General features: G+C 51.5%; 18 protein-coding genes and 1 tRNA gene. 14 read left to right on the top strand and 5 right to left on the bottom strand.

Going from position 1 to position 17,544, the window contains the following annotated elements; translation table 11 throughout:
* Positions 1-93: 93 nt before the first annotated feature.
* From mtnA to ROJ03_RS07675, 4 genes are all read right to left on the bottom strand, one after another.
* Entirely contained in the window at positions 94-1,143 is a 1,050-nt protein-coding gene (gene mtnA, locus ROJ03_RS07660; protein ID WP_313726430.1) for an S-methyl-5-thioribose-1-phosphate isomerase, read from the bottom strand.
* Between the two features lie 49 nt (positions 1,144-1,192).
* A complete protein-coding gene (locus ROJ03_RS07665; protein ID WP_313726431.1) occupies positions 1,193-2,482 on the bottom strand; it encodes an amidohydrolase in 1,290 nt (429 codons plus the stop codon).
* Between the two features lie 23 nt (positions 2,483-2,505).
* Positions 2,506-4,215 carry an AMP-binding protein gene (locus tag ROJ03_RS07670; RefSeq protein ID WP_313726432.1) on the bottom strand — a complete coding sequence of 570 codons (1,710 nt, stop codon included), beginning with the start codon at positions 4,213-4,215 and terminating at the stop codon, positions 2,506-2,508.
* Positions 4,216-4,365: 150 nt separating this feature from the next.
* The gene (locus ROJ03_RS07675) at positions 4,366-5,127 is read right to left on the bottom strand and encodes an HAD family hydrolase (RefSeq protein ID WP_313726433.1); all 762 of its coding nucleotides are present in this window, start codon (positions 5,125-5,127) and stop codon (positions 4,366-4,368) included.
* A gap of 50 nt (positions 5,128-5,177) precedes the next feature.
* Here ROJ03_RS07675 and ROJ03_RS07680 point away from each other — a divergent pair, with 50 nt between their 5' ends.
* From ROJ03_RS07680 to udk, 12 genes are all read left to right on the top strand, one after another.
* Positions 5,178-5,909 carry a uracil-DNA glycosylase family protein gene (locus tag ROJ03_RS07680; protein ID WP_313726434.1) on the top strand — a complete coding sequence of 244 codons (732 nt, stop codon included), beginning with the start codon at positions 5,178-5,180 and terminating at the stop codon, positions 5,907-5,909.
* A 170-nt stretch (positions 5,910-6,079) separates the two neighbouring features.
* On the top strand, positions 6,080-6,958 hold the full coding sequence (locus tag ROJ03_RS07685) for a hypothetical protein (protein ID WP_313726435.1): 879 nt from the start codon (positions 6,080-6,082) through the stop codon (positions 6,956-6,958).
* A 36-nt stretch (positions 6,959-6,994) separates the two neighbouring features.
* Positions 6,995-7,279 (top strand): septation regulator SpoVG, encoded by a 285-nt coding sequence (gene spoVG, locus ROJ03_RS07690; protein ID WP_313726436.1) that lies wholly within the window; start codon positions 6,995-6,997, stop codon positions 7,277-7,279.
* Positions 7,280-7,324: 45 nt separating this feature from the next.
* Positions 7,325-7,396, top strand: a tRNA-Gln gene (locus ROJ03_RS07695).
* 183 nt (positions 7,397-7,579) lie between these two features.
* The gene (locus ROJ03_RS07700) at positions 7,580-8,221 is read left to right on the top strand and encodes a 50S ribosomal protein L25 (protein ID WP_313726437.1); all 642 of its coding nucleotides are present in this window, start codon (positions 7,580-7,582) and stop codon (positions 8,219-8,221) included.
* Positions 8,218-8,781, top strand: coding sequence for an aminoacyl-tRNA hydrolase (gene pth / locus ROJ03_RS07705; RefSeq protein WP_313726438.1), 564 nt, complete (start codon positions 8,218-8,220; stop codon positions 8,779-8,781). The genes ROJ03_RS07700 and pth overlap by 4 nt, the downstream gene beginning before the upstream one ends.
* On the top strand, positions 8,750-10,165 hold the full coding sequence (gene tilS / locus ROJ03_RS07710) for a tRNA lysidine(34) synthetase TilS (RefSeq protein ID WP_313726439.1): 1,416 nt from the start codon (positions 8,750-8,752) through the stop codon (positions 10,163-10,165). Before pth ends, tilS begins: the two co-directional genes overlap by 32 nt.
* Complete coding sequence (gene ftsH, locus ROJ03_RS07715; RefSeq protein WP_313726440.1) at positions 10,155-12,164, top strand: ATP-dependent zinc metalloprotease FtsH; 2,010 nt, start codon at positions 10,155-10,157, stop codon at positions 12,162-12,164. The genes tilS and ftsH overlap by 11 nt, the downstream gene beginning before the upstream one ends.
* Before the next feature lie 8 nt (positions 12,165-12,172).
* Positions 12,173-13,990 (top strand): translation elongation factor 4, encoded by a 1,818-nt coding sequence (gene lepA, locus ROJ03_RS07720; RefSeq protein ID WP_313726441.1) that lies wholly within the window; start codon positions 12,173-12,175, stop codon positions 13,988-13,990.
* 179 nt (positions 13,991-14,169) lie between these two features.
* Positions 14,170-15,201, top strand: a complete 1,032-nt coding sequence (locus ROJ03_RS07725) for an aldose epimerase family protein (RefSeq protein WP_313726442.1) — start codon at positions 14,170-14,172, stop codon at positions 15,199-15,201.
* A gap of 17 nt (positions 15,202-15,218) precedes the next feature.
* Positions 15,219-15,959 (top strand): TIM barrel protein, encoded by a 741-nt coding sequence (locus ROJ03_RS07730; RefSeq protein ID WP_313726443.1) that lies wholly within the window; start codon positions 15,219-15,221, stop codon positions 15,957-15,959.
* On the top strand, positions 15,956-16,567 hold the full coding sequence (gene udk, locus ROJ03_RS07735; RefSeq protein ID WP_313726444.1) for a uridine kinase: 612 nt from the start codon (positions 15,956-15,958) through the stop codon (positions 16,565-16,567). The genes ROJ03_RS07730 and udk overlap by 4 nt, the downstream gene beginning before the upstream one ends.
* On the opposite strand, the gene yidD is transcribed toward udk, so the two are convergent.
* Complete coding sequence (gene yidD / locus ROJ03_RS07740; protein ID WP_313726445.1) at positions 16,568-16,864, bottom strand: membrane protein insertion efficiency factor YidD; 297 nt, start codon at positions 16,862-16,864, stop codon at positions 16,568-16,570.
* A gap of 128 nt (positions 16,865-16,992) precedes the next feature.
* On the opposite strand from yidD, the gene ROJ03_RS07745 reads away from it, so the two are divergent.
* Both ROJ03_RS07745 and ROJ03_RS07750 read left to right on the top strand, forming a co-directional pair.
* A complete protein-coding gene (locus ROJ03_RS07745) occupies positions 16,993-17,163 on the top strand; it encodes a hypothetical protein (protein WP_313726446.1) in 171 nt (56 codons plus the stop codon).
* Between the two features lie 189 nt (positions 17,164-17,352).
* The coding region (locus ROJ03_RS07750) for a hypothetical protein (RefSeq protein ID WP_313726447.1) at positions 17,353-17,544 on the top strand (192 nt) is incomplete at its 3' end.

The raw sequence follows: 17,544 nt of genomic DNA on the forward strand, positions 1-17,544 counted from the left end.
GCCTTGGGGTGGGGAAAAAGGGTATATGCAGAGTTGAAGGAAGAGCAGAAAAAGGCCAGGGAGGAGGGATCCTCCCGCCTGGCCATATGCCCTCTAGAGTGTCTCACCCTTCCTCAGCCGTTCGATGTTCTCCCTGAAGGGGGGACGGATGATTCCCCTCTCGGTGATGATGCCGGTGATGTTCTGGTGAGGGGTGACATCGAAGGATGGGTTGAAGACATCCATCTCCAGTGGGGCTACCTGGACATCTCCCACGAAGGTCACCTCCCTCTTGTCCCTCTCTTCTATGGGAATGTGCGAGCCATCGGGGAGGTTGAAGTCAATGGTGGAGATGGGAACCACTGAGTAGAAGGGGACCCCGTAGGCCTTGCAGATGACCGAGAGTGCAAAGGTTCCCAACTTGTTGGCCACATCCCCATTGGCAGCTACACGGTCTCCTCCAAGGATCACCAGGTCTATCTTGCCGTCACGGATGAGGGTGGCCGCAGCACTGTCGGGGATCAGGGCAGAGGGTATCTTGGCCTCGGTCAGCTCCCATGCTGTGAGCCTGGCTCCTTGGAAACGGGGACGGGTCTCGTCAGCGTAGACAAAGATGTCCTTGTTGTCGTAGAACGCCTCCTTGATTACCCCAAGGGCGGTTCCCCAACCTGCTGTGGCAAGGGCTCCTGTGTTGCAATGGGTAAGGATGGTGGCATGCTGGGGTATCACGGCATTGCCTATCCTGCTCATTGCCTTGTTGGTCCTGATATCCTCGCTGCGAATCTCATCCGCCTCTCTTTTCAGGGCTGAGAGAATGGTCTCCATCTTCTCCTTGCTGACAGCCTCATAGGCTTTCCACATGCGGTCGATGGCCCACTCGAGGTTGACTGCGGTGGGACGGCTCTTCGCAAGGAAGTCACAGGCCTGCTTCAGTGAAGTGGTGAAGCGAGGGGATGTGGCGTATTGCTGGGCTGCCATGTAGACGCCATATGCAGCCGTTGCGCCGATTGCAGGCGCCCCACGTACGACCATGTCACGGATTGCAAACTCCACCTCTTCGTAGTTCTTGCAGACAAAGTGGGTATAGGTGGCGGGCAGTACCCGCTGGTCGATCAGATAGAGTTCATTGTTCTTGAATTCAAGGGTGATGAAGGCTTCATCCATGGTCTGTCTCTCCTCGTTGTGTATGATTGGATTCTGTAGGTTTCCTGTTTCAGCGGCCTTGGATATCCTGCCAGCAGGATTCTACCTCTTTCTGGACCAGTTCCTGGTCCAAGCCCAGGACCTTGCGTTTATGCATCACCATATTGCCTTGGCAGAATACCGTATCGACATCACTTGCCTGGGCTGCGTAGACCAACGCGCTGAAGGGATCGTTGAGGGGTGTCAGGTGGGCCTTGTTGAGGTCAATGAGGATGATGTCAGCCTCCTTGCCCACTTCAAGGGTCCCTATCTTCTTGTCCATCCCCAAGGCCTTTGCCCCGTTGATGGTCCCCATCTTGAGTGTCTGAAATGGAGTCAGGCCTGCAATATCCCCTGTAAGGACCGTACTGAGCAGGGAGGAGAGATGCATCTCCTCAAAGAGGTTCTGGTTGTTGTTGCTGCTAGATCCATCGCATCCGATGGCGACGTTGATGCCGTTCCTGAAGAAGGTCGCTACAGGTGCTATGCCACTTGCAAGCTTGCAGTTGCTGCTGGGGTTGTGGGCCACCGATATGTGCATGCCTTTCAGCATCTGGATTTCACTCTCGGTAAGGTACACACAATGGGCCAGGACGGTGGGTAGGTCCTGCAGGGCCCCTATGGACTCAAGATACTCCAGGGGGGTCTTGCCGTGTTCCTTCAGGCAATCATCAACCTCTTTTTTTGTCTCACTGAGATGGGTATGCATCTGTCGGGCGTTGTCATGAGCCCAGGCATGGCCATATTGGTAGGTCTCCTTGCTGCAGGTGTAGATGGCATGGGGGGCGATGTCGAGGCGGATTCTTCCCTTTGATGCGGCAATTGCGGCATCGGTAAGCTTCTCTCTCTCCCTGATCCGTTGTTTGGATGATGCCAGGTCGCCAAAGAGGGTCAAGCCCAGGGTTGCCCGGATTCCAGCTTCGTTGACTGCGATCGCCGTTGATTCCGGGAAGAGGTACATGTCATTGAAGAGGGTGATGCCGCTTTGGAGCAGTTCTATTACCCCCAGGCGGGAGGAGGTGAGCACGTCCTTTGCTGTCAGCTTGTCTTCGATCGGGAATATCTCGCTCAACCATGCGTGGAGGTTTGGGGCGGTGTCCTTGTAGTTGCGCATCAACTCCATGGCAAGATGGGTGTGGGCATTCACCAAGGCTGGCATGGCAAGCATGGTGGATGCATCGATGGTGGTATCGGGGACAAAGGTATCAGGCTTTTCCCCGATGAAGGAAATATGGGGCCCATCAATACCGATATCACCACGAAGGGACTCCCCCTCAGTCTTCATCGGAATGATCAGGGCATTGGTTAGTAGTGTTTTCATGCACCTATCGTAGCATGAACCGGCTAGGCAGTCACCATGTTGCGCTTGATCTTTTTGGTGCTGGTCATTTCCATCGGTTGGGTAAGGATGGTCAGCTTGGAGATCTTCTTGTAGAGGGAGATGGTCTGGTTAATCTCCTTGATGACACCCTCCAGGTCCTGCTGGATATCCACCTTATGTTCCGCATAGTATTCCTGGCTTGGATAGATGACCGCCTCGATGCTCTCCGATGGGCTCTCCTTTCGCGCCTGGTAGCCACGGATCAGCACCTGCTCAACCTGTGGATGGAACTGGAACAGGTCCTCGATCTCCTCTGGGTAGACATTCTTGCCCCCCTCGGTGATGATGAGGTTTTTTGCCCTGCCCTTGAGGTATAGGTAGTTCTCGCTATCCAGGTATCCCAAGTCACCTGTCTTCAGGTACCCCTCATCATCAAAGAGGGCGTGGGTATGCTTTTCGTCATTCCAGTATCCCTTGGTGACGTTGGGTCCCTTGACCAGAATTTCTCCAATGCCATGGGCGTTCTTTTCGCCAATCTTCATATCCACCAGGGGAAATACCATGCCAACCGACTCCACCTTGAAGTGGCTGATCGGGTTGAGGGTGAGGATCGGGCTTGTCTCGGTAAGGCCGTAGCCCTGGATGAAGTCCAGCCCCAGCTGTTGGTATTGCTTGAATACCTTTGGTGAGAGGGGGCCGGCCCCACAGATGAGTATCCGGTTCTGGTCCAGGCCAAGCTTGTTCAGAAGAAGCTTGTTGAAGCTCTTGCGAAAGATGTTTGCCTTGAGGTATTTCTTCGTAAACCCATTGATGGTCATCATGGTCCGAACAAGGGCATAGGAGAGGATCCCTTTTTTCCTGACCTGTTTCATCATGCCTGTCAGGATCTTGTTATAGAGGAGGGGAATTCCCATGAAAATCGTCACCTTTCCCTTGGTAAGGTCGCTTATCATGCGGGAAACAGCTATCTCCTGGCCGAAAATGCACTCGGCGCCATGTTTGAGGGTCTCGAGCAGGACTGAGGTGCAACAGTAGGAGTGGTGCAGGGGAAGCAGGGCATAGAGGACATCCGTCTCGTCCAGGCTGAGGAAGATGCCATCACATGCCTGATAGACATCACTGACAATGTTGGTGTGGGTAAGGATGGCACCCTTCTCGTTACCTGTGGTGCCACTGGTAAAGAGGATGGCGGCAGTATCCTCACAGGTGCCCTTGTGTTGCGGATACTCCCTCGTGGGTTGCAGCTCTTCAAGTTGGGGACAGATGGGGCTTGTCCCAAGGAGGGTTGCCATCCCCTTGATATCCTTGGCCCAAGACCCTGATAGGTCGAGGGTTTCGATGACAGCCTTATCAGCAAAGAGGAACGTGGCATTGCAGAAGAGGGTGAGTTCCTGGACCCTCTTGGTATGCATCTGGTTGTCCAGAGGAACAACGATTGCACCAGCGTGCAGGACTGCCAGATAGGCAATGGCCCAGCTGGGGCTGTTTTTGCCGTTGATGACTACGCGGTCCCCTGGCTGAAGGCCTATCTGCTGGAGGTAGGAGCTTACGCGGACCATCGCGTTATAGACCTCTTTGTAGGAGAGGGAGACCCTCTCAGGCTTAAACATCGTAAAACAAGGACGGAGGGGGAATTTTTCCACGGAGAGAGAAAACATCTCAATGATAGTGGGCCATTGTCCTGAAAACAGGGTTCCACGAAGTCCATCCAGTTCATCCCAAGAGTGCTGCATAGGTCATTTCTCCAATGGAATCATATGATAGGAATATACTATACTCCCGACAATACAATTCACAAGAGGATTTTTACAAAAACCAAAGGAAATGTCAATCAATGGCTAACTTGTTGCTTTGGTGATGTTTGTCCCATTAGTAGAAATCTACTAGCCTTGGGGAAATAGCCTTGAATCGTTGGACAGGAACGAAATGTCCTTGTAGACGACATCAGCAAGGCGGCGGAGAAGCTTTCTGTTGTTGCTGCCGCTGAGCAGGGCGATGGTGTACCCGGCTTTTGCCTTCTTTGCCAGGAACATGTCCGTTTCGGTGTCCCCGACCATGGCTACCTCCTCAGAAAGGAGGCCAAAGTTGTCGCAAAATGCCTCGAACGACTGGGGATGGGGTTTCTTGCTGTACTGGCTGTCCCTGGCGCTGAGGAAGTCGATCATCCCGTCAAGGCCCATCAGCTTGAGGAATACCTTGCTGGAGGATGTCGTATCACTGGTGATGACCCCTATCCGGTAGCCGTTTTCCTTGAGCTTGGTGAAAAGCGCCTGCTGTAGGGAAAAGTCCAGGGTCTTCAGTCGCTCGCTGACGAGCAATTCGCTGTTTTTTATGTTCTGCTGGTAGACGCGGAATGTCTTGATTGCATTTATACGGTACCGGATACAGTAGAGAAGGTACCGTTTTATGATCACCCGTTTCTTATGGGTGAACACCAGGCCCTTGGCAAGCGTCTTGCCATCATCATCGATTCCCATCAGCCTGAGCATAGCCTTTTGGGCTGGTTTATGCTCTTTTTTTCCCATCTCTGCAAATGCAGTGTTGACGGCCTCACTGAGCACCTCTGCCCATACCTGGGCATAATCAAACAGTGTTCCGTCCTTATCAAATATAATTCCCTTGAGCTTATCTGCTTTTTGTGACATGTTTGGGTATCTTACGTGATTTTCACAGCTTTTTGCTAGGGGAGTACAAGATGAATGATATTGGACGTGCTATTGTAGAGCGTACCATCGAATTCAGGGCTCAGGTTGAGTCCTTGCGATTCTCGACAGACTCCATTGTGTACAATCCCTTGATATATGCCTGGCCCCTACATGAACAGTATATCCTCAAGTATGTAAACAAACAGGTGGAAACCCTGTTCCTGGGAATGAACCCCGGGCCCTTTGGCATGGCCCAGACAGGGGTTCCCTTTGGGGAGATAGAGGCGGTAAAGCATTTCCTCCAGTTGGATGGGAAGGTAGGAAGACCCCCTTTTGAGCATCCTGCCCGCCCTGTGCTGGGCATGGACATCCCCAGAAGTGAGATCAGTGGTAAACGGTTATGGTCGCTCTTTGAAGAGCATTATGGAGGTGCCGAGTCCTGCTTTTCCTCCCTTACCGTGGTAAATTATTGTCCTCTGGTCTTCATGGACCGAGGCCCGACAGGCAGGAACATCACCCCTGACAAACTCCCAAAGATTGAAAGGATGGCCCTTGAGACCATCTGTGACAGGTACCTTGTGGATGTGGTAGCCCTCCTGAAGCCAAGAAACCTGATCGGGGTGGGTAAGTATGCCCAAAAGAAACTGGAAAAATTGTTTGCAAAGGAGGATGGGTTCCTGATTGACTCGATTCTCCACCCAAGCCCCGGCAATCCCCAGGCAAACAAAGGCTGGAACGAGAAGGTTACGGACAAATTGGTAGCTCTCGGGGTTTGGCAGTAGAGGAACCTCCTGCAAGTCTGTTACAGATTCCTCCCTTTGTGAGGAGATATTTCTGATGGCTGTATTCATATTGCTACCAGTATGCATACATACGGGAAAAATAGCTCAGGGAATAACAAAAATATCTAATCCCGCTAGACAATTCACTTTGCCTTTGGTATTCTTCGCCCATGGGTAATGTTCTTTTTCGACAGGCCTTTGCAAAGATTAACGTACACCTTGGAGTGGGAGCCCCTTTTTCAGACGGGTACCACCCCATAGAGTCCATTTTTGCCCTGGTCGATCTTGCAGACACCATCGAGGTGTCCTGGAAAGAGAGCAAGAATTTTTCGGTAACAGTAAAAGGCCTGGAAGAGTACTGTACCACGGGAAGCGATACCCTTAGCCGGGCAGCTATGCTCTGGTTTGCAAAAAGCCATCTCCCCCTTACCCTGACAGTCACCTGTAACAAACAGATCCCTGTAAAGGCTGGCTTGGGCGGTGGCTCCAGTGATGCTGCAGCACTGCTGTTGCTGTTGCAGGAGATTGCGGGAGTAAAGGCCGTTGCAAGTGCGGACCTGGTGGACATTGGCCTTCAGGTTGGCAGTGACGTCCCTTTTTTCCTCTCTGGATATTCCTGCGCTCTGGTAGAGGGTAGGGGAGAGAAGGTTACCAAACTCGAACTTGGTTCGAAACCCCTCCTGTTGGCAATGCCCAAGGAGTATGCCATTTCGACGGGCGAGGCCTATCGGGCGATCGATGCAATGCGTGGTGGCAGTATTCCTGGACCGAGGCCTTCGTTGGAGGATGTGCTTTCTCTGCTTGGATCGGACCCAGTCTTCTGGAACGGAGTGTTTTACAACGATTTTGAGATGTGTACGGATTATCCTCAGTTCTATGATGTGATAGCGACACTTTCCCATGGCTATGAAGGGTTTGGGTGTTTGACAGGCAGTGGATCTTGCTGGTTTTTTCTAGCCGAAAATATCAAAAGTGTGGTAGAATTGCATGAAGTTATTCATGAAAGGTTTTTGGATAGTGTGCAGCTTTGGTGCACTAGGCTGATATAGCGGTATCGTTTCAAGCGATATGAGGTGGAGGTTCTTGTGGACATATCAGAGGTGCGGGTGCGAAAAGTCAGTCAGGCCGGTAAGCTGAAAGCCTATGTAACGGTGACGTTTGACAATCAGTTTGTCGTACATAATATTAAGGTAATCGAAGGTCGGGAAGGTGATTTCATTGCCATGCCCAGCCGGCAGCTGGCAAATGGGGAGTTCAAGGATGTTGCCCACCCTATTTGCAGCGAGTTTCGGGACCATCTTCAACAGGTTGTGATGGAAGCATATGTTTCTGATGTTGGAGAGGCTACTAAAGCTGGCTTGGAAGAATAACCGCTGGACAAAGGATAATTTTTCGGATATTGTCGTATCCGTCCTTGGGAAGTCGCCAAGCGGTTAAGGCTCTGGTTTTTGGTGCCGGCATCGGGGGTTCGAATCCCTCCTTCCCAGTTGCATGAAGCAATCCCTATATGTTGCGGATTGCTTTTTGTTTGCCCTGACAAGCTGAGGCAAGACTCTTGCTGATGACATTGGTATTCGGGTAGTATAGTAGTTCGTCGGGTATCCTGGATGCCCCTATGTTATGGTAATTGGTGCCAAAATGGCAGCCAATGAGAGTACAAGGAGATTTGTATGTCTGAGAAAAGGAATCTTTCCGCTAAAGAAAGGACGACCGACTTCGGTTCCTCCGGTGCAAGGCGCGTACTGCGCGGCAAGCGTATCCCCGCCGTTATCTACGGCAACAAAAAGAATTCAGTGCACATTACCCTTGATGCACAGGAGTTCACCAACAAGTTGCGCCACTTCTCAGAGACAGCCCTTCTGAACATTGACGTTGATGGCAAGAAATATGAGTGTCTGATGAAAGATTACCAGGAAAACCTGATGCGTGGTGAGATCAAGCACGTTGACTTCTATGAAGTTACCCGTGGCCATGTTCTTCGCACCAAGGTCTCCATCACCCTTACCGGAAGTGCCAAAGGCACCCGTGAAGGTGGGGTATTTGAACAGGTCCTCTATGAAGTTGAGATTGAGTGTCTTCCCAAGGACCTTCCGGAATCAATCACCGCTGATGTGTCCAAATTGGGCTTGCATGAAGTCCTTCATCTCAGGGACCTTGTAATCCCTGCTAAGGTAAAGGTGCTTGATGACCTCTCCCAGGCTGTTGCAACCGTCAAGACCCTCAAGGCTGAAGCTGTCAAGGCTGAGGTAGAGGCTCCTGTGGCTGTGGAAGTTGTTGCTCCTGCTGAAAAGGAAGACAAGGCTAAGAAATGAAGTTGATCCTTGGTCTGGGTAATCCAGGAGCCAAGTATGAACACTCGCGGCATAACGTCGGATTTGATGTAGTAGAACAGTGTGCAGCGTTTTTTCAGGTTGGTCTGAAAAAACGCTGTTTCCGTTTATACCGGCAGGCAAGGCTGGATGTTAAGGGTGTTTCCCATACGTTGGTGCAACCACTTACCTTTATGAACAACAGTGGGGAGATAGCGAAGTATTTTACCGGCCAGCCATGTTCGGACATGATAGTTGTCCTGGACCAGATGGACCTTCCCGTGGGAATGATCCGGATCCGGGAAGGAGGCTCCTCTGCAGGCCACAACGGTCTGAAGAGCCTGATCGAGAAGTTTGGGTGCAGCGATTTTGTCCGTATCTATGTGGGCATCGGCAGGCCTGCTGCCGGAGTCTCTGTGGTTGACCATGTGCTCTCGGTGGAGAGCGACCCCCGTCTTGTGGAGGGGGTGAAGCTAGCCACCCAGGCCCTTTGTGCCCTGATGGAAGGGGCGAGCATCCAGGAGGTGAAATTTGCCTACAATCGAAGAGTTGATCCCTCTTGAGGTCTCACGATTCCTCGATGAGCATCTCATTGATCGCTCACAGAGGATGGCTGTGGCATTCTCGGGTGGAAGCGACTCCCTAGCGTTGTTGCTTGCTCTCTCCTCTTTGCTGGAGCCTTCCTCTCTTGTACCCATCTACGTCGACCATGCACTTCGACCCTCTGAGGAGCTGGCTGTTGAGCTTGAGCTCAATAGCCGAAACTGTTCGTTGTTGGGACTGGACCTTACGGTCCTCCATCTTGGGCATGGCTCGGTGGGCGAGACGGCGAGGCTGAGGGGTACGGGAATTGAGGAAGCGGCACGGACCTTGCGGTATGCTCGGCTTGAAGAGAGCTGCAGGCAATTGGGATGCACCTACCTTGCCACGGCACACAATGCCGACGACCAGGTGGAGACCATCCTGAAGCGGGTTTTCCAGGGAAGTAGCATCGCCTCCTTGGAGGGTATCATCCCCATGCAGGGGGGCTTTTTTACCGAGACTACAATTCTCCGTCCTGTCCTGCAGCTTACCCATGGCCAGTTACAGCAGTACGTCCAGAAAAGGGGATACCAATGGTCAGAGGACTCAACCAATGGGATGGAGTGCTTAGAACGCAATGCGATCCGGAAAAACCTGACCCCAGCAATCCTTTCTCTCTATCCTCAGGCCTATAAGGCCGTAACCAGGCTGACTGAGCGGGCAAGGGATGTCTCGCACCTGTTGGATGGTCTTGCTAGGGCTGCCCTGCAGCAGGTCGCCTTTTCCGATGATGCTGCCCTATGCCTGGAGGCCTTTCTTGCAATGGACCCTGCAATACGGGATACTGTGTTGATGCATATGTTCAACCATGTGCTAGAGGATCCCAGTGTGCGACTTCCCTATGCAAGGGTGCAACAGGTCCGTCTTGCCCTGGAGGCGAGCACCTCTGATAGCCGATGGCGTCTCAGTAGCGGTGGAACCATTGCATCTCTTGACCGAGGTTGGTTTTCCTTGCAGGCAGAAAAGGTTTTTTACAGCTTCTGCTCGCCCCTGACTGGCCTTGGGCCTGTAGATATCGGCCCTGATGCATCTTTTTCTGTACTCGAAAAAAGTGATGACCCTCTCCTTATTTGTATTGAGGAGGGGATGTTGGACCACCCTCTTGTTCGCTCCCCCCTGGAGGGTGATCAGATTGCATTGCAGGGGAAGACCGTGTTGCTGAGTAAACTCTTTTCGGAGTGGAAGATTCCTCTTGGGCTGCAGAGCCAGATTCCGGTCCTTGAGGATGCCTCTGGAATTGTTGCTGTTTTTGGACGTTTTTTAGGGGGGCGTGACCGCCTCTGTGCAAGGTACAAAACTCCTCTTGCCCGAAGAAGGACAAATATATATAGTGTTAACAAAAGGAACGAATGCCGTGAAACTTAACAAAGATGACCAGGAAAGAGATACAGATAAGAAGAGAGATGACAAAGACGACCATCAGTATTGGCAAGGCCCTTCCAATGATGGCAAGAAACCCTCTTTCAGGCCTCAGAACAACCCCAAGAACCGATTTGCCCTCATGGTATTCATTACCTTGGCAATTACCTTTGCCTATATGTTCTTCAACAGTGCAAGCGCCACCGACCAGGTAGTACCGTATACAACCTTCATATCCTATGTGGATTCCGACCAGGTTTCCAGCGTTGAAATCAAGGAACAGAGCCAGATCAAGTTTTCCCTGAAGAACGGTATAACTGCCCAGACACGCATCCCTTACTTCGATGATGGTCTGCTGCAGAGCCTGAAGGCGAAGAAGATTACGGTCACGGGTTCTGTGCAGGAGATATCCCTTCTGCAGATCTTGCTGCAGCTGCTTCCCTGGATCATTTTTATTGGCTTTACCATCATGCTGTACCGCCAATCCAGCGGTATGAATGGCAAAATGATGTCCTCCTTGGGCAAGAGCCGGGCCAAGGAGTATATGGATAGTGATACCAAGACCACCTTCAACGATGTGGCCGGCCAGATAGAGGCCAAGTATGAACTTGAGGAGGTCGTGGAGTTCCTCAAACGCCCAGAGCAATTTACCAAAGTGGGGGCAAGGATTCCCCGTGGTGTACTGCTGGTTGGACCTCCTGGAACCGGAAAGACCCTTTTGGCCAAGGCCGTCGCAGGCGAAAGTGGGGTGGCCTTTTTTCACACCAGTGGTTCCGATTTTGTGGAAATGTTTGTAGGTATGGGTGCCGCCCGCGTCCGGGACCTCTTTGAACAGGCACGAAAACATGCACCCTGCATATTGTTTATTGACGAACTGGATGCCGTGGGACGTACCCGTGGCGGTGGCCTTGGTGGCGGGAACGATGAGAGGGAGCAGACCCTTAACCAGATCCTGGTTGAGATGGATGGCTTTGCTACGACCACAGGTGTCATTGTCATGGCAGCAACCAACAGGCCTGATGTGCTCGACCCTGCATTGCTTCGCCCCGGTCGGTTTGACCGCCAGGTGGTAGTTGACCTTCCGGACATCAAGGAGCGTGAGGCTATTCTCAAGATCCATGTGAGGAAGATCCAGCTTGAGGATGATGTGGATTTGAAGAGGCTTGCCCGCGGGTCTGCTGGTACCAGCGGAGCTGACCTTGCCAATCTGGTAAATGAGGCAGCCCTGTTTGCTGCCCGCAAAAAGAAGACGACAGTCTCCATGGAAGACATGGAGGAAGCCCGGGACAAGATTCTGCTGGGGGTAGCCAGAAAGAGCCGTGCCATGACCGATGACGAGAAGCTGGCAACTGCCTACCATGAGGCAGGACACACCTTGTTGCACTACTATCTTGACAACCTCGACCCCTTGCATAAGGTCACCATCATCCCCCATGGAAGGGCCCTCGGGCTTACCGTAAGCCTTCCCGAACGGGATGGGTATACCAAGAACCGGTCGATGCTCCTGGACTGGATCAAGGTCACCATGGGTGGCTATGTAGCCGAAGAGCTGGTCTATGGCGAGACCACCACAGGTACCAGCAACGACATCAAGCAGGCCACCGACCTGGCAAGGCGGATGGTTACCGAGTGGGGAATGAGCGGTTTGGGGTTCGTCAACCTTGCTGACGAATCGGAGCCTCTGTTTTTGGGTAGGGAGATCTCCCAGCGCAAAGACTACAGCAACGAGACAGCCCGTCGCATCGATGAGGAGATTCATGCGATCCTCGATGAGGCGATGCTCTCCACCCGCAAGATTCTCACCGACCACCGTGAGGAACTTGATGTCCTGACCAATGAACTGTTTGAGAAAGAGACTCTGGATGATAACCAGATTCGTATACTTCTGGGATTTGAACCCTGGGTTGCCACTCCTAAAACAATCAGGAATCCGGCAAAGAAGAAGACCAGACCCACAAAGAATGATGCCCCCACCGAAGGTGAGGGTGAGATTGCCAAAGAATAAGGATACCTATGCCAACCGATTCCACCCTGACGAGAAATTTTTGTATCATCGCACACATTGACCACGGCAAGTCAACGCTTGCCGACCGGTTCATTGAGACAGCTAAGTTTGGTGTTTCCCGTGGCCCCGCCCAGGCGCAGATGCTTGACAATATGGATATCGAGCGAGAGCGTGGGATAACCATAAAAAGCCAGGCTGTAACCATTCCCTATACAGCTAAGGACGGGAAGACCTATGAGCTGAACCTTGTCGATACTCCCGGACATGTTGACTTCTCCTATGAGGTCTCAAGAGCCATCAGTGCCTGTGAAGGTGCCTTGTTGCTTATCGATGCTTCCCAGGGTGTTGAGGCTCAGACCATTGCAAACCTCTACATGGCTGTGGAGCACAACCTGACGGTAATTCCTGTCATCAACAAGATTGACCTTGCCTCTGCTGACATTGAAGCATGTCTGCACCAGATCGACCACGACCTTGGGTTGGACAGTGATATGGCTGTTCAGGTAAGTGCCAAGACAGGGTTAGGGGTTCCAAAACTCTTTGAGGCGATAGTCGAGTACATTGAACCACCCACCGGTAGGGAAGATGCGCCCTTGCAGGCTTTGATCTTTGACTCCCATTACGATCCTTACCGAGGTGTCGTCGTGCACTTCCGGATTTTTGAAGGAATGATGAAGGAAGGCCAGGAGATCAGGTTCATGCACAGTGAATCCAACTACAAAGTTGAGGAGGTCGGGATATTCCAGCTTGGTCTTGTTAGGACTGGTTCCCTCAGGTATGGGGATGTCGGATACTGCATAGCGGGTATGAAGACCATCAGTGACATCCGTGTTGGGGATACCATCACCACGGCCGTGAAGGGTGCCAAGATACCCTTGCCTGGATTCAAGGATGTGAAACCTGTCGTATTCAGCTCCATCTATCCTGTGGATACCAATGATTATGAGGAGTTGGTCAGTGCAATCGAGCGGCTCAAGCTCAATGATGCTTCCCTGATCTATGAGAAGGATAGTTCAGCGGCCCTTGGCTTTGGCTTCAGGTGTGGCTTTCTGGGCATGCTCCATCTTGAGGTTGTCCAAGAGCGTATTGAGCGGGAATTCGGTCTTTCCATCGTCTTCACCAGCCCTTCCGTAAAGTATATTGTCCATCTCAAGAATGGGGAGGTCGAGTACATTGACAATCCGCTTGAGTACCCAGACCCCATGCAGGTTGACTATGCTGAAGAGCCCTACATCAAGGCCAATGTGATCACCCCCACGACATATGTGGGCCCGATCATCAATCTTTGCATGGAAAAGCGTGGCTACCAGACGGCGATGAACTATCTGGATGAGAAACGGGTAGAGCTCGTATATGACATGCCTCTTGCCGAGGTACTTTTTGATTTCTACGATCGGCTCAAGTCCATTTCCCGAGGATATGCCTCGTTTGACTATGAGGTACAGGAATATAAGAGGACTGACCTGGTCAGGATGGATATTTTGGTAAACGGTGAGGCAGTTGATGCTTTGAGTCAGCTTGTGTTTAGGGGCAACAGCCAGGTACGAGGCCGACAGGTCTGTAGCCGACTTAGCTCAGAGATTCCTCGCCAGCAGTTCAAGATTGCCATCCAGGCTGCCATCGGTGGTTCCATTGTAAGCAGGGAAACCATTTCAGCATTCAGGAAGGACGTAACCGCCAAGTGTTACGGTGGTGACATCAGCAGAAAACGAAAGCTGTTGGAGAAGCAGAAGGAAGGAAAGAAACGTATGAAGATGGTCGGTAACGTTGAGATTCCACAGAGTGCGTTCCTCGCTGTTCTGAAAAGTGATGAAGCCTCGTCCTGACCTGCCAGGAAACATAGTGACCGATACCCATGGGCTTTCGCTAAGGCGAGAGCCCATGGTCTGTCATGAGAGGTGTGAATCAGGTCTTTGGCCCTTTTTGCCAATTTGTTGGTTGTTGCCCCCTGCAAGGGGGTGTATACTCTCCTATACAGACCAACGAAAATCCATGGAGCTTCAAGATGCTGAAAAAACAAGTATACGGAACCACCCCTGATGGGGAGAATATCTATTTGACCACATTGACCAGCGGTCCCTACTCAGCTGAAATCCTTAGCTTGGGGGGTGTCCTCAAGTCCCTCAAGGTCCCTGACCGCTATGGTTCGGTCCGTGATATTGTCCTAGGATTTGACGATCCACTGGATAACCTGACCTCCACGACATACTTTGGTCAGATTGTGGGAAGGTTTGCAAACAGGATGGCGAACGGCAAGTTTTCCATCGATGGTGTCGACTACCAGATGGAGCTCAATGATGGGAAAAACTCCCTCCATAGTGGAAAAAGCAATTTTGGCTGGAAGAATTGGCATATGGAGCCTTTTGAGTGGTCTGGTTCCCCTGGTGTGGTGCTGAGCCTCTATAGCCCTGATGGGGAGGGTGGCATGCCGGGTTCTGTTAATTGTACAGCTACCTATCTGTTACGCCCAAATGGGGAACTCATGATTGAGTATGAGGCCACCACTTCGAAGAAGACGGTCCTCAATCTGACCAACCACAGCTACTTCAACCTGAGCGGTGCGGGTAGCGGTACCATCCTCAACCATGAGGTTTCCCTCAATTGTGACAGGTACCTGGCAGTTGATGGCCAGCTGATCCCGACCGGAGAGGTGGTGAAGGTTGCCAGTACTCCTTTTGATTTTGGTACTCGGAAGAGTTTGGGCAAGGATATTGAGGCTGCTGGCGGGTACGATCACTGTTTTGTGCTTTCCAAGCACAATACCCCTCTCTTTGAGTTTGCGCAGGTGTACGATCCGCTTTCCGGGCGAATCATGCGCATCAGTACGACCCTTCCGGGCGTACAGATGTATACCGGGAACTTCCTTGATGGAAAGACCATTGGAAAGGGAGGGGTTGCCTACCCGAAGCATGGTGGGGTTTGTTTTGAGACCCAATTTTTCCCGGACAGCCCAAACCACCCCAGCTTCCCCTCCTGCATTCTTGACAGTACTTCTGTCTACAAACACACAACGGTGTACGCTTTTGGAGTGAAATAGTGCAATACAGTGTAAGTTTGGATACTCTTTTTCAAGGGCCTCCTTCACCAGAACTACTTGGACGACTTGTAGGGATGGGGTTTGGCCATGTGGAGTGGAAGGGTACCCCTGAGCAGGATCCCCGTGAACTTGGGGAGATGCTCAAGGCCTCCTCCCTTGCTTGCACTGTCTTTGGGATGCAGGGGGGGTCCCTGGCTGACTCCTCGTTGCACTCCCAGTTTGTCGAGCAGCTGCACAAGAGCATTGAAATCTCCCTGCTGGTAGGGAACCGTATGATTGTCTGTGGGGTAGGTGATGCTACGAGCGAGAGCCATGAGGCGCAACTGGAGGCTATGGTTGCAGGTTTGGAGCTCTGTCTCCCCATCCTAAGGAAGCATGACAGGGTCTTGCTCATCGAGCCAAGGAATACCCGTCTTGACAACAAGGGATATGCCCTAAGCCGTAGCGGGGATGCCGCTGCAGTGCTCAAGCTCGTGGCAGACCCCCACGTCATGATGCTTTTCAATATCTACCATCAGCAGGTAAGTGAAGGTGACCTCCTGCGCCGCATGGAAAAGTATCTTCCCCTAATAGCACATGTGAGAGCAGCAGGAGTTCCCGGGAGGGCAGAACTCGATAGTGGGGAGCTAAGCTACAGAAGGATTTTTTCATCTCTTGAGGGTTTGGGCTATACAGGAAGCATCGGTCTGGAGTATTTTCCCAAAAGGCCCCCATTCGAAGGGCTTGAAAACTGCATGATGTGGAGGTCCATGAGATGAGGGAAGTCAAGATCATTGGAATTACCGGGGGGTCTGGCTCAGGCAAGTCCACCATTGTAAGGAAGATCAGCGAGGTCTGTTCGGATTTTGTCTTTATCCCCCAAGACAACTACTATCGTTCTGCTTCCTACATCAGCAACGAGAACATCACCGCCTTCAATTTCGACCATCCCGATGCCTTTGATATGGAGCTGCTGTATGAGCATCTCTGTGCCCTCAAGGCTGGGAAGTCCATTACCATGCCGCTCTATGATTTCGTGCACCATAGGAGAAAGGATGAGACGGTTTTGGTTGAACCAAGGCCTTTGGTCATCATCGAAGGGCTTATGGTGCTCTATGAGAAGAGTGTCAGGGACTTGCTGGACCTGAAGCTCTATGTCGATACCCCCGATGATATACGGTTCATCAGAAGGTTGAGGCGGGACATTGCCGAGCGGGGAAGGACCGTGGAAAGTGTCTGCAACCAGTATCTTGAGGTTGTCCGTCCTGGTCATTTCAATTTTATAGAGCCAACGAAGGTATTTGCAGACATCATCATCCCCGAAGGCGGGCACAACGAGAATGCCCTTTCGGTACTTATTCCCTTTGTGAAGGAACTCTCCCGCTGATCAGTGCCTCCTGTATATGATGAAGCCGTCCTTGATCTGTTTCCATGACCAAACTTCAGGGACTGTGTCGTCTCCCCCCATGAAAAAGCGGCTACAACGAAGAATCCTTGCGAAGCCCATAACGAACCCCTTGAGGACCCCATGCTTCATGACTGCCTCTACCATATAGGAGGAGCAACTTGGATGGTACAGGCAGCTGCTTCCAAAAAAAGGTGAGAGTAATCCTTTATATAGGTATACAGGAATGAGGAATGCCCGTTTGAGAAGGGTATGGATCCCTTCCTTGAAATTTTTCATAGACAAATAATACGGGTGCATTGATAAAAGTGCAAGAACTAGATATAGTGACGTCGTTAGGGATTTGACTTCCCTTGCTTAAGCCGTTATAGTAACGAAGAAATTAAGAGTACTGGAGGGATAGTTATATGGCAGGAAACGTATCAAAGAACGCACGCCGTGAAGGTGCGAAGGCACTTACCAGCCGCTGGGGTGGCGTGATCAAAATGAAGGCTGTATTTGAAAATGGCAAACTTCGCCATGTAGCGTATTGCGAGAAATCTGGCAATACCGCTCGTAAGCCTAAAGACTTGATGTAAGCTGGAACAACAAGAAAATGAAAGAGTCGGCCTGTGATACATATTGTCACAGGTCTTCTTTTTACCCATTTAAAGGCCTAATTCAGCCTTAATTGCGTATTTTTGGTGTATCCGATTTTACTAGTGTGTGTTATAGTGTTGTTGAGTACGTATGCAACGACACATGAGAACGTCATGAGGAGGAAACACGTGAAACGTCTTTCAAGAACAATTATGACAGCAATGCTGGTAGCTTTGTTGGCTTTTTCCCTTGTAGGCTGTAAGAGTACTGCAAAGGTTGAACAAATCCCGCCAGCTCCACCTGTTGTAGAAGCTGCCCCGGAGCCAATTGCTCCAGTAGCAGTTCCAGTGGCTGTAGAGAAGCCTGCTGAACCCGCACCG

It is taken from the genome of Sphaerochaeta sp. PS, from assembly GCF_032144095.1.
Classification (GTDB): Bacteria; Spirochaetota; Spirochaetia; order Sphaerochaetales; family Sphaerochaetaceae; genus Sphaerochaeta.

What these genes read in the sequence shown, in the direction of transcription:
- mtnA (WP_313726430.1), bottom strand. Translation starts at nt 1,143, where the DNA reads ATGGATGAAGCCTTCATCACCCTTGAATTCAAGAACAATGAACTCTAT.
- ROJ03_RS07665 (WP_313726431.1), bottom strand. Translation starts at nt 2,482, where the DNA reads ATGAAAACACTACTAACCAATGCCCTGATCATTCCGATGAAGACTGAG.
- ROJ03_RS07670 (WP_313726432.1), bottom strand. Translation starts at nt 4,215, where the DNA reads ATGCAGCACTCTTGGGATGAACTGGATGGACTTCGTGGAACCCTGTTT.
- ROJ03_RS07675 (WP_313726433.1), bottom strand. Translation starts at nt 5,127, where the DNA reads ATGTCACAAAAAGCAGATAAGCTCAAGGGAATTATATTTGATAAGGAC.
- ROJ03_RS07680 (WP_313726434.1), top strand. Translation starts at nt 5,178, where the DNA reads ATGAATGATATTGGACGTGCTATTGTAGAGCGTACCATCGAATTCAGG.
- ROJ03_RS07685 (WP_313726435.1), top strand. Translation starts at nt 6,080, where the DNA reads ATGGGTAATGTTCTTTTTCGACAGGCCTTTGCAAAGATTAACGTACAC.
- ROJ03_RS07700 (WP_313726437.1), top strand. Translation starts at nt 7,580, where the DNA reads ATGTCTGAGAAAAGGAATCTTTCCGCTAAAGAAAGGACGACCGACTTC.
- pth (WP_313726438.1), top strand. Translation starts at nt 8,218, where the DNA reads ATGAAGTTGATCCTTGGTCTGGGTAATCCAGGAGCCAAGTATGAACAC.
- lepA (WP_313726441.1), top strand. Translation starts at nt 12,173, where the DNA reads ATGCCAACCGATTCCACCCTGACGAGAAATTTTTGTATCATCGCACAC.
- ROJ03_RS07725 (WP_313726442.1), top strand. Translation starts at nt 14,170, where the DNA reads ATGCTGAAAAAACAAGTATACGGAACCACCCCTGATGGGGAGAATATC.
- udk (WP_313726444.1), top strand. Translation starts at nt 15,956, where the DNA reads ATGAGGGAAGTCAAGATCATTGGAATTACCGGGGGGTCTGGCTCAGGC.
- yidD (WP_313726445.1), bottom strand. Translation starts at nt 16,864, where the DNA reads ATGAAAAATTTCAAGGAAGGGATCCATACCCTTCTCAAACGGGCATTC.
- ROJ03_RS07745 (WP_313726446.1), top strand. Translation starts at nt 16,993, where the DNA reads ATGGCAGGAAACGTATCAAAGAACGCACGCCGTGAAGGTGCGAAGGCA.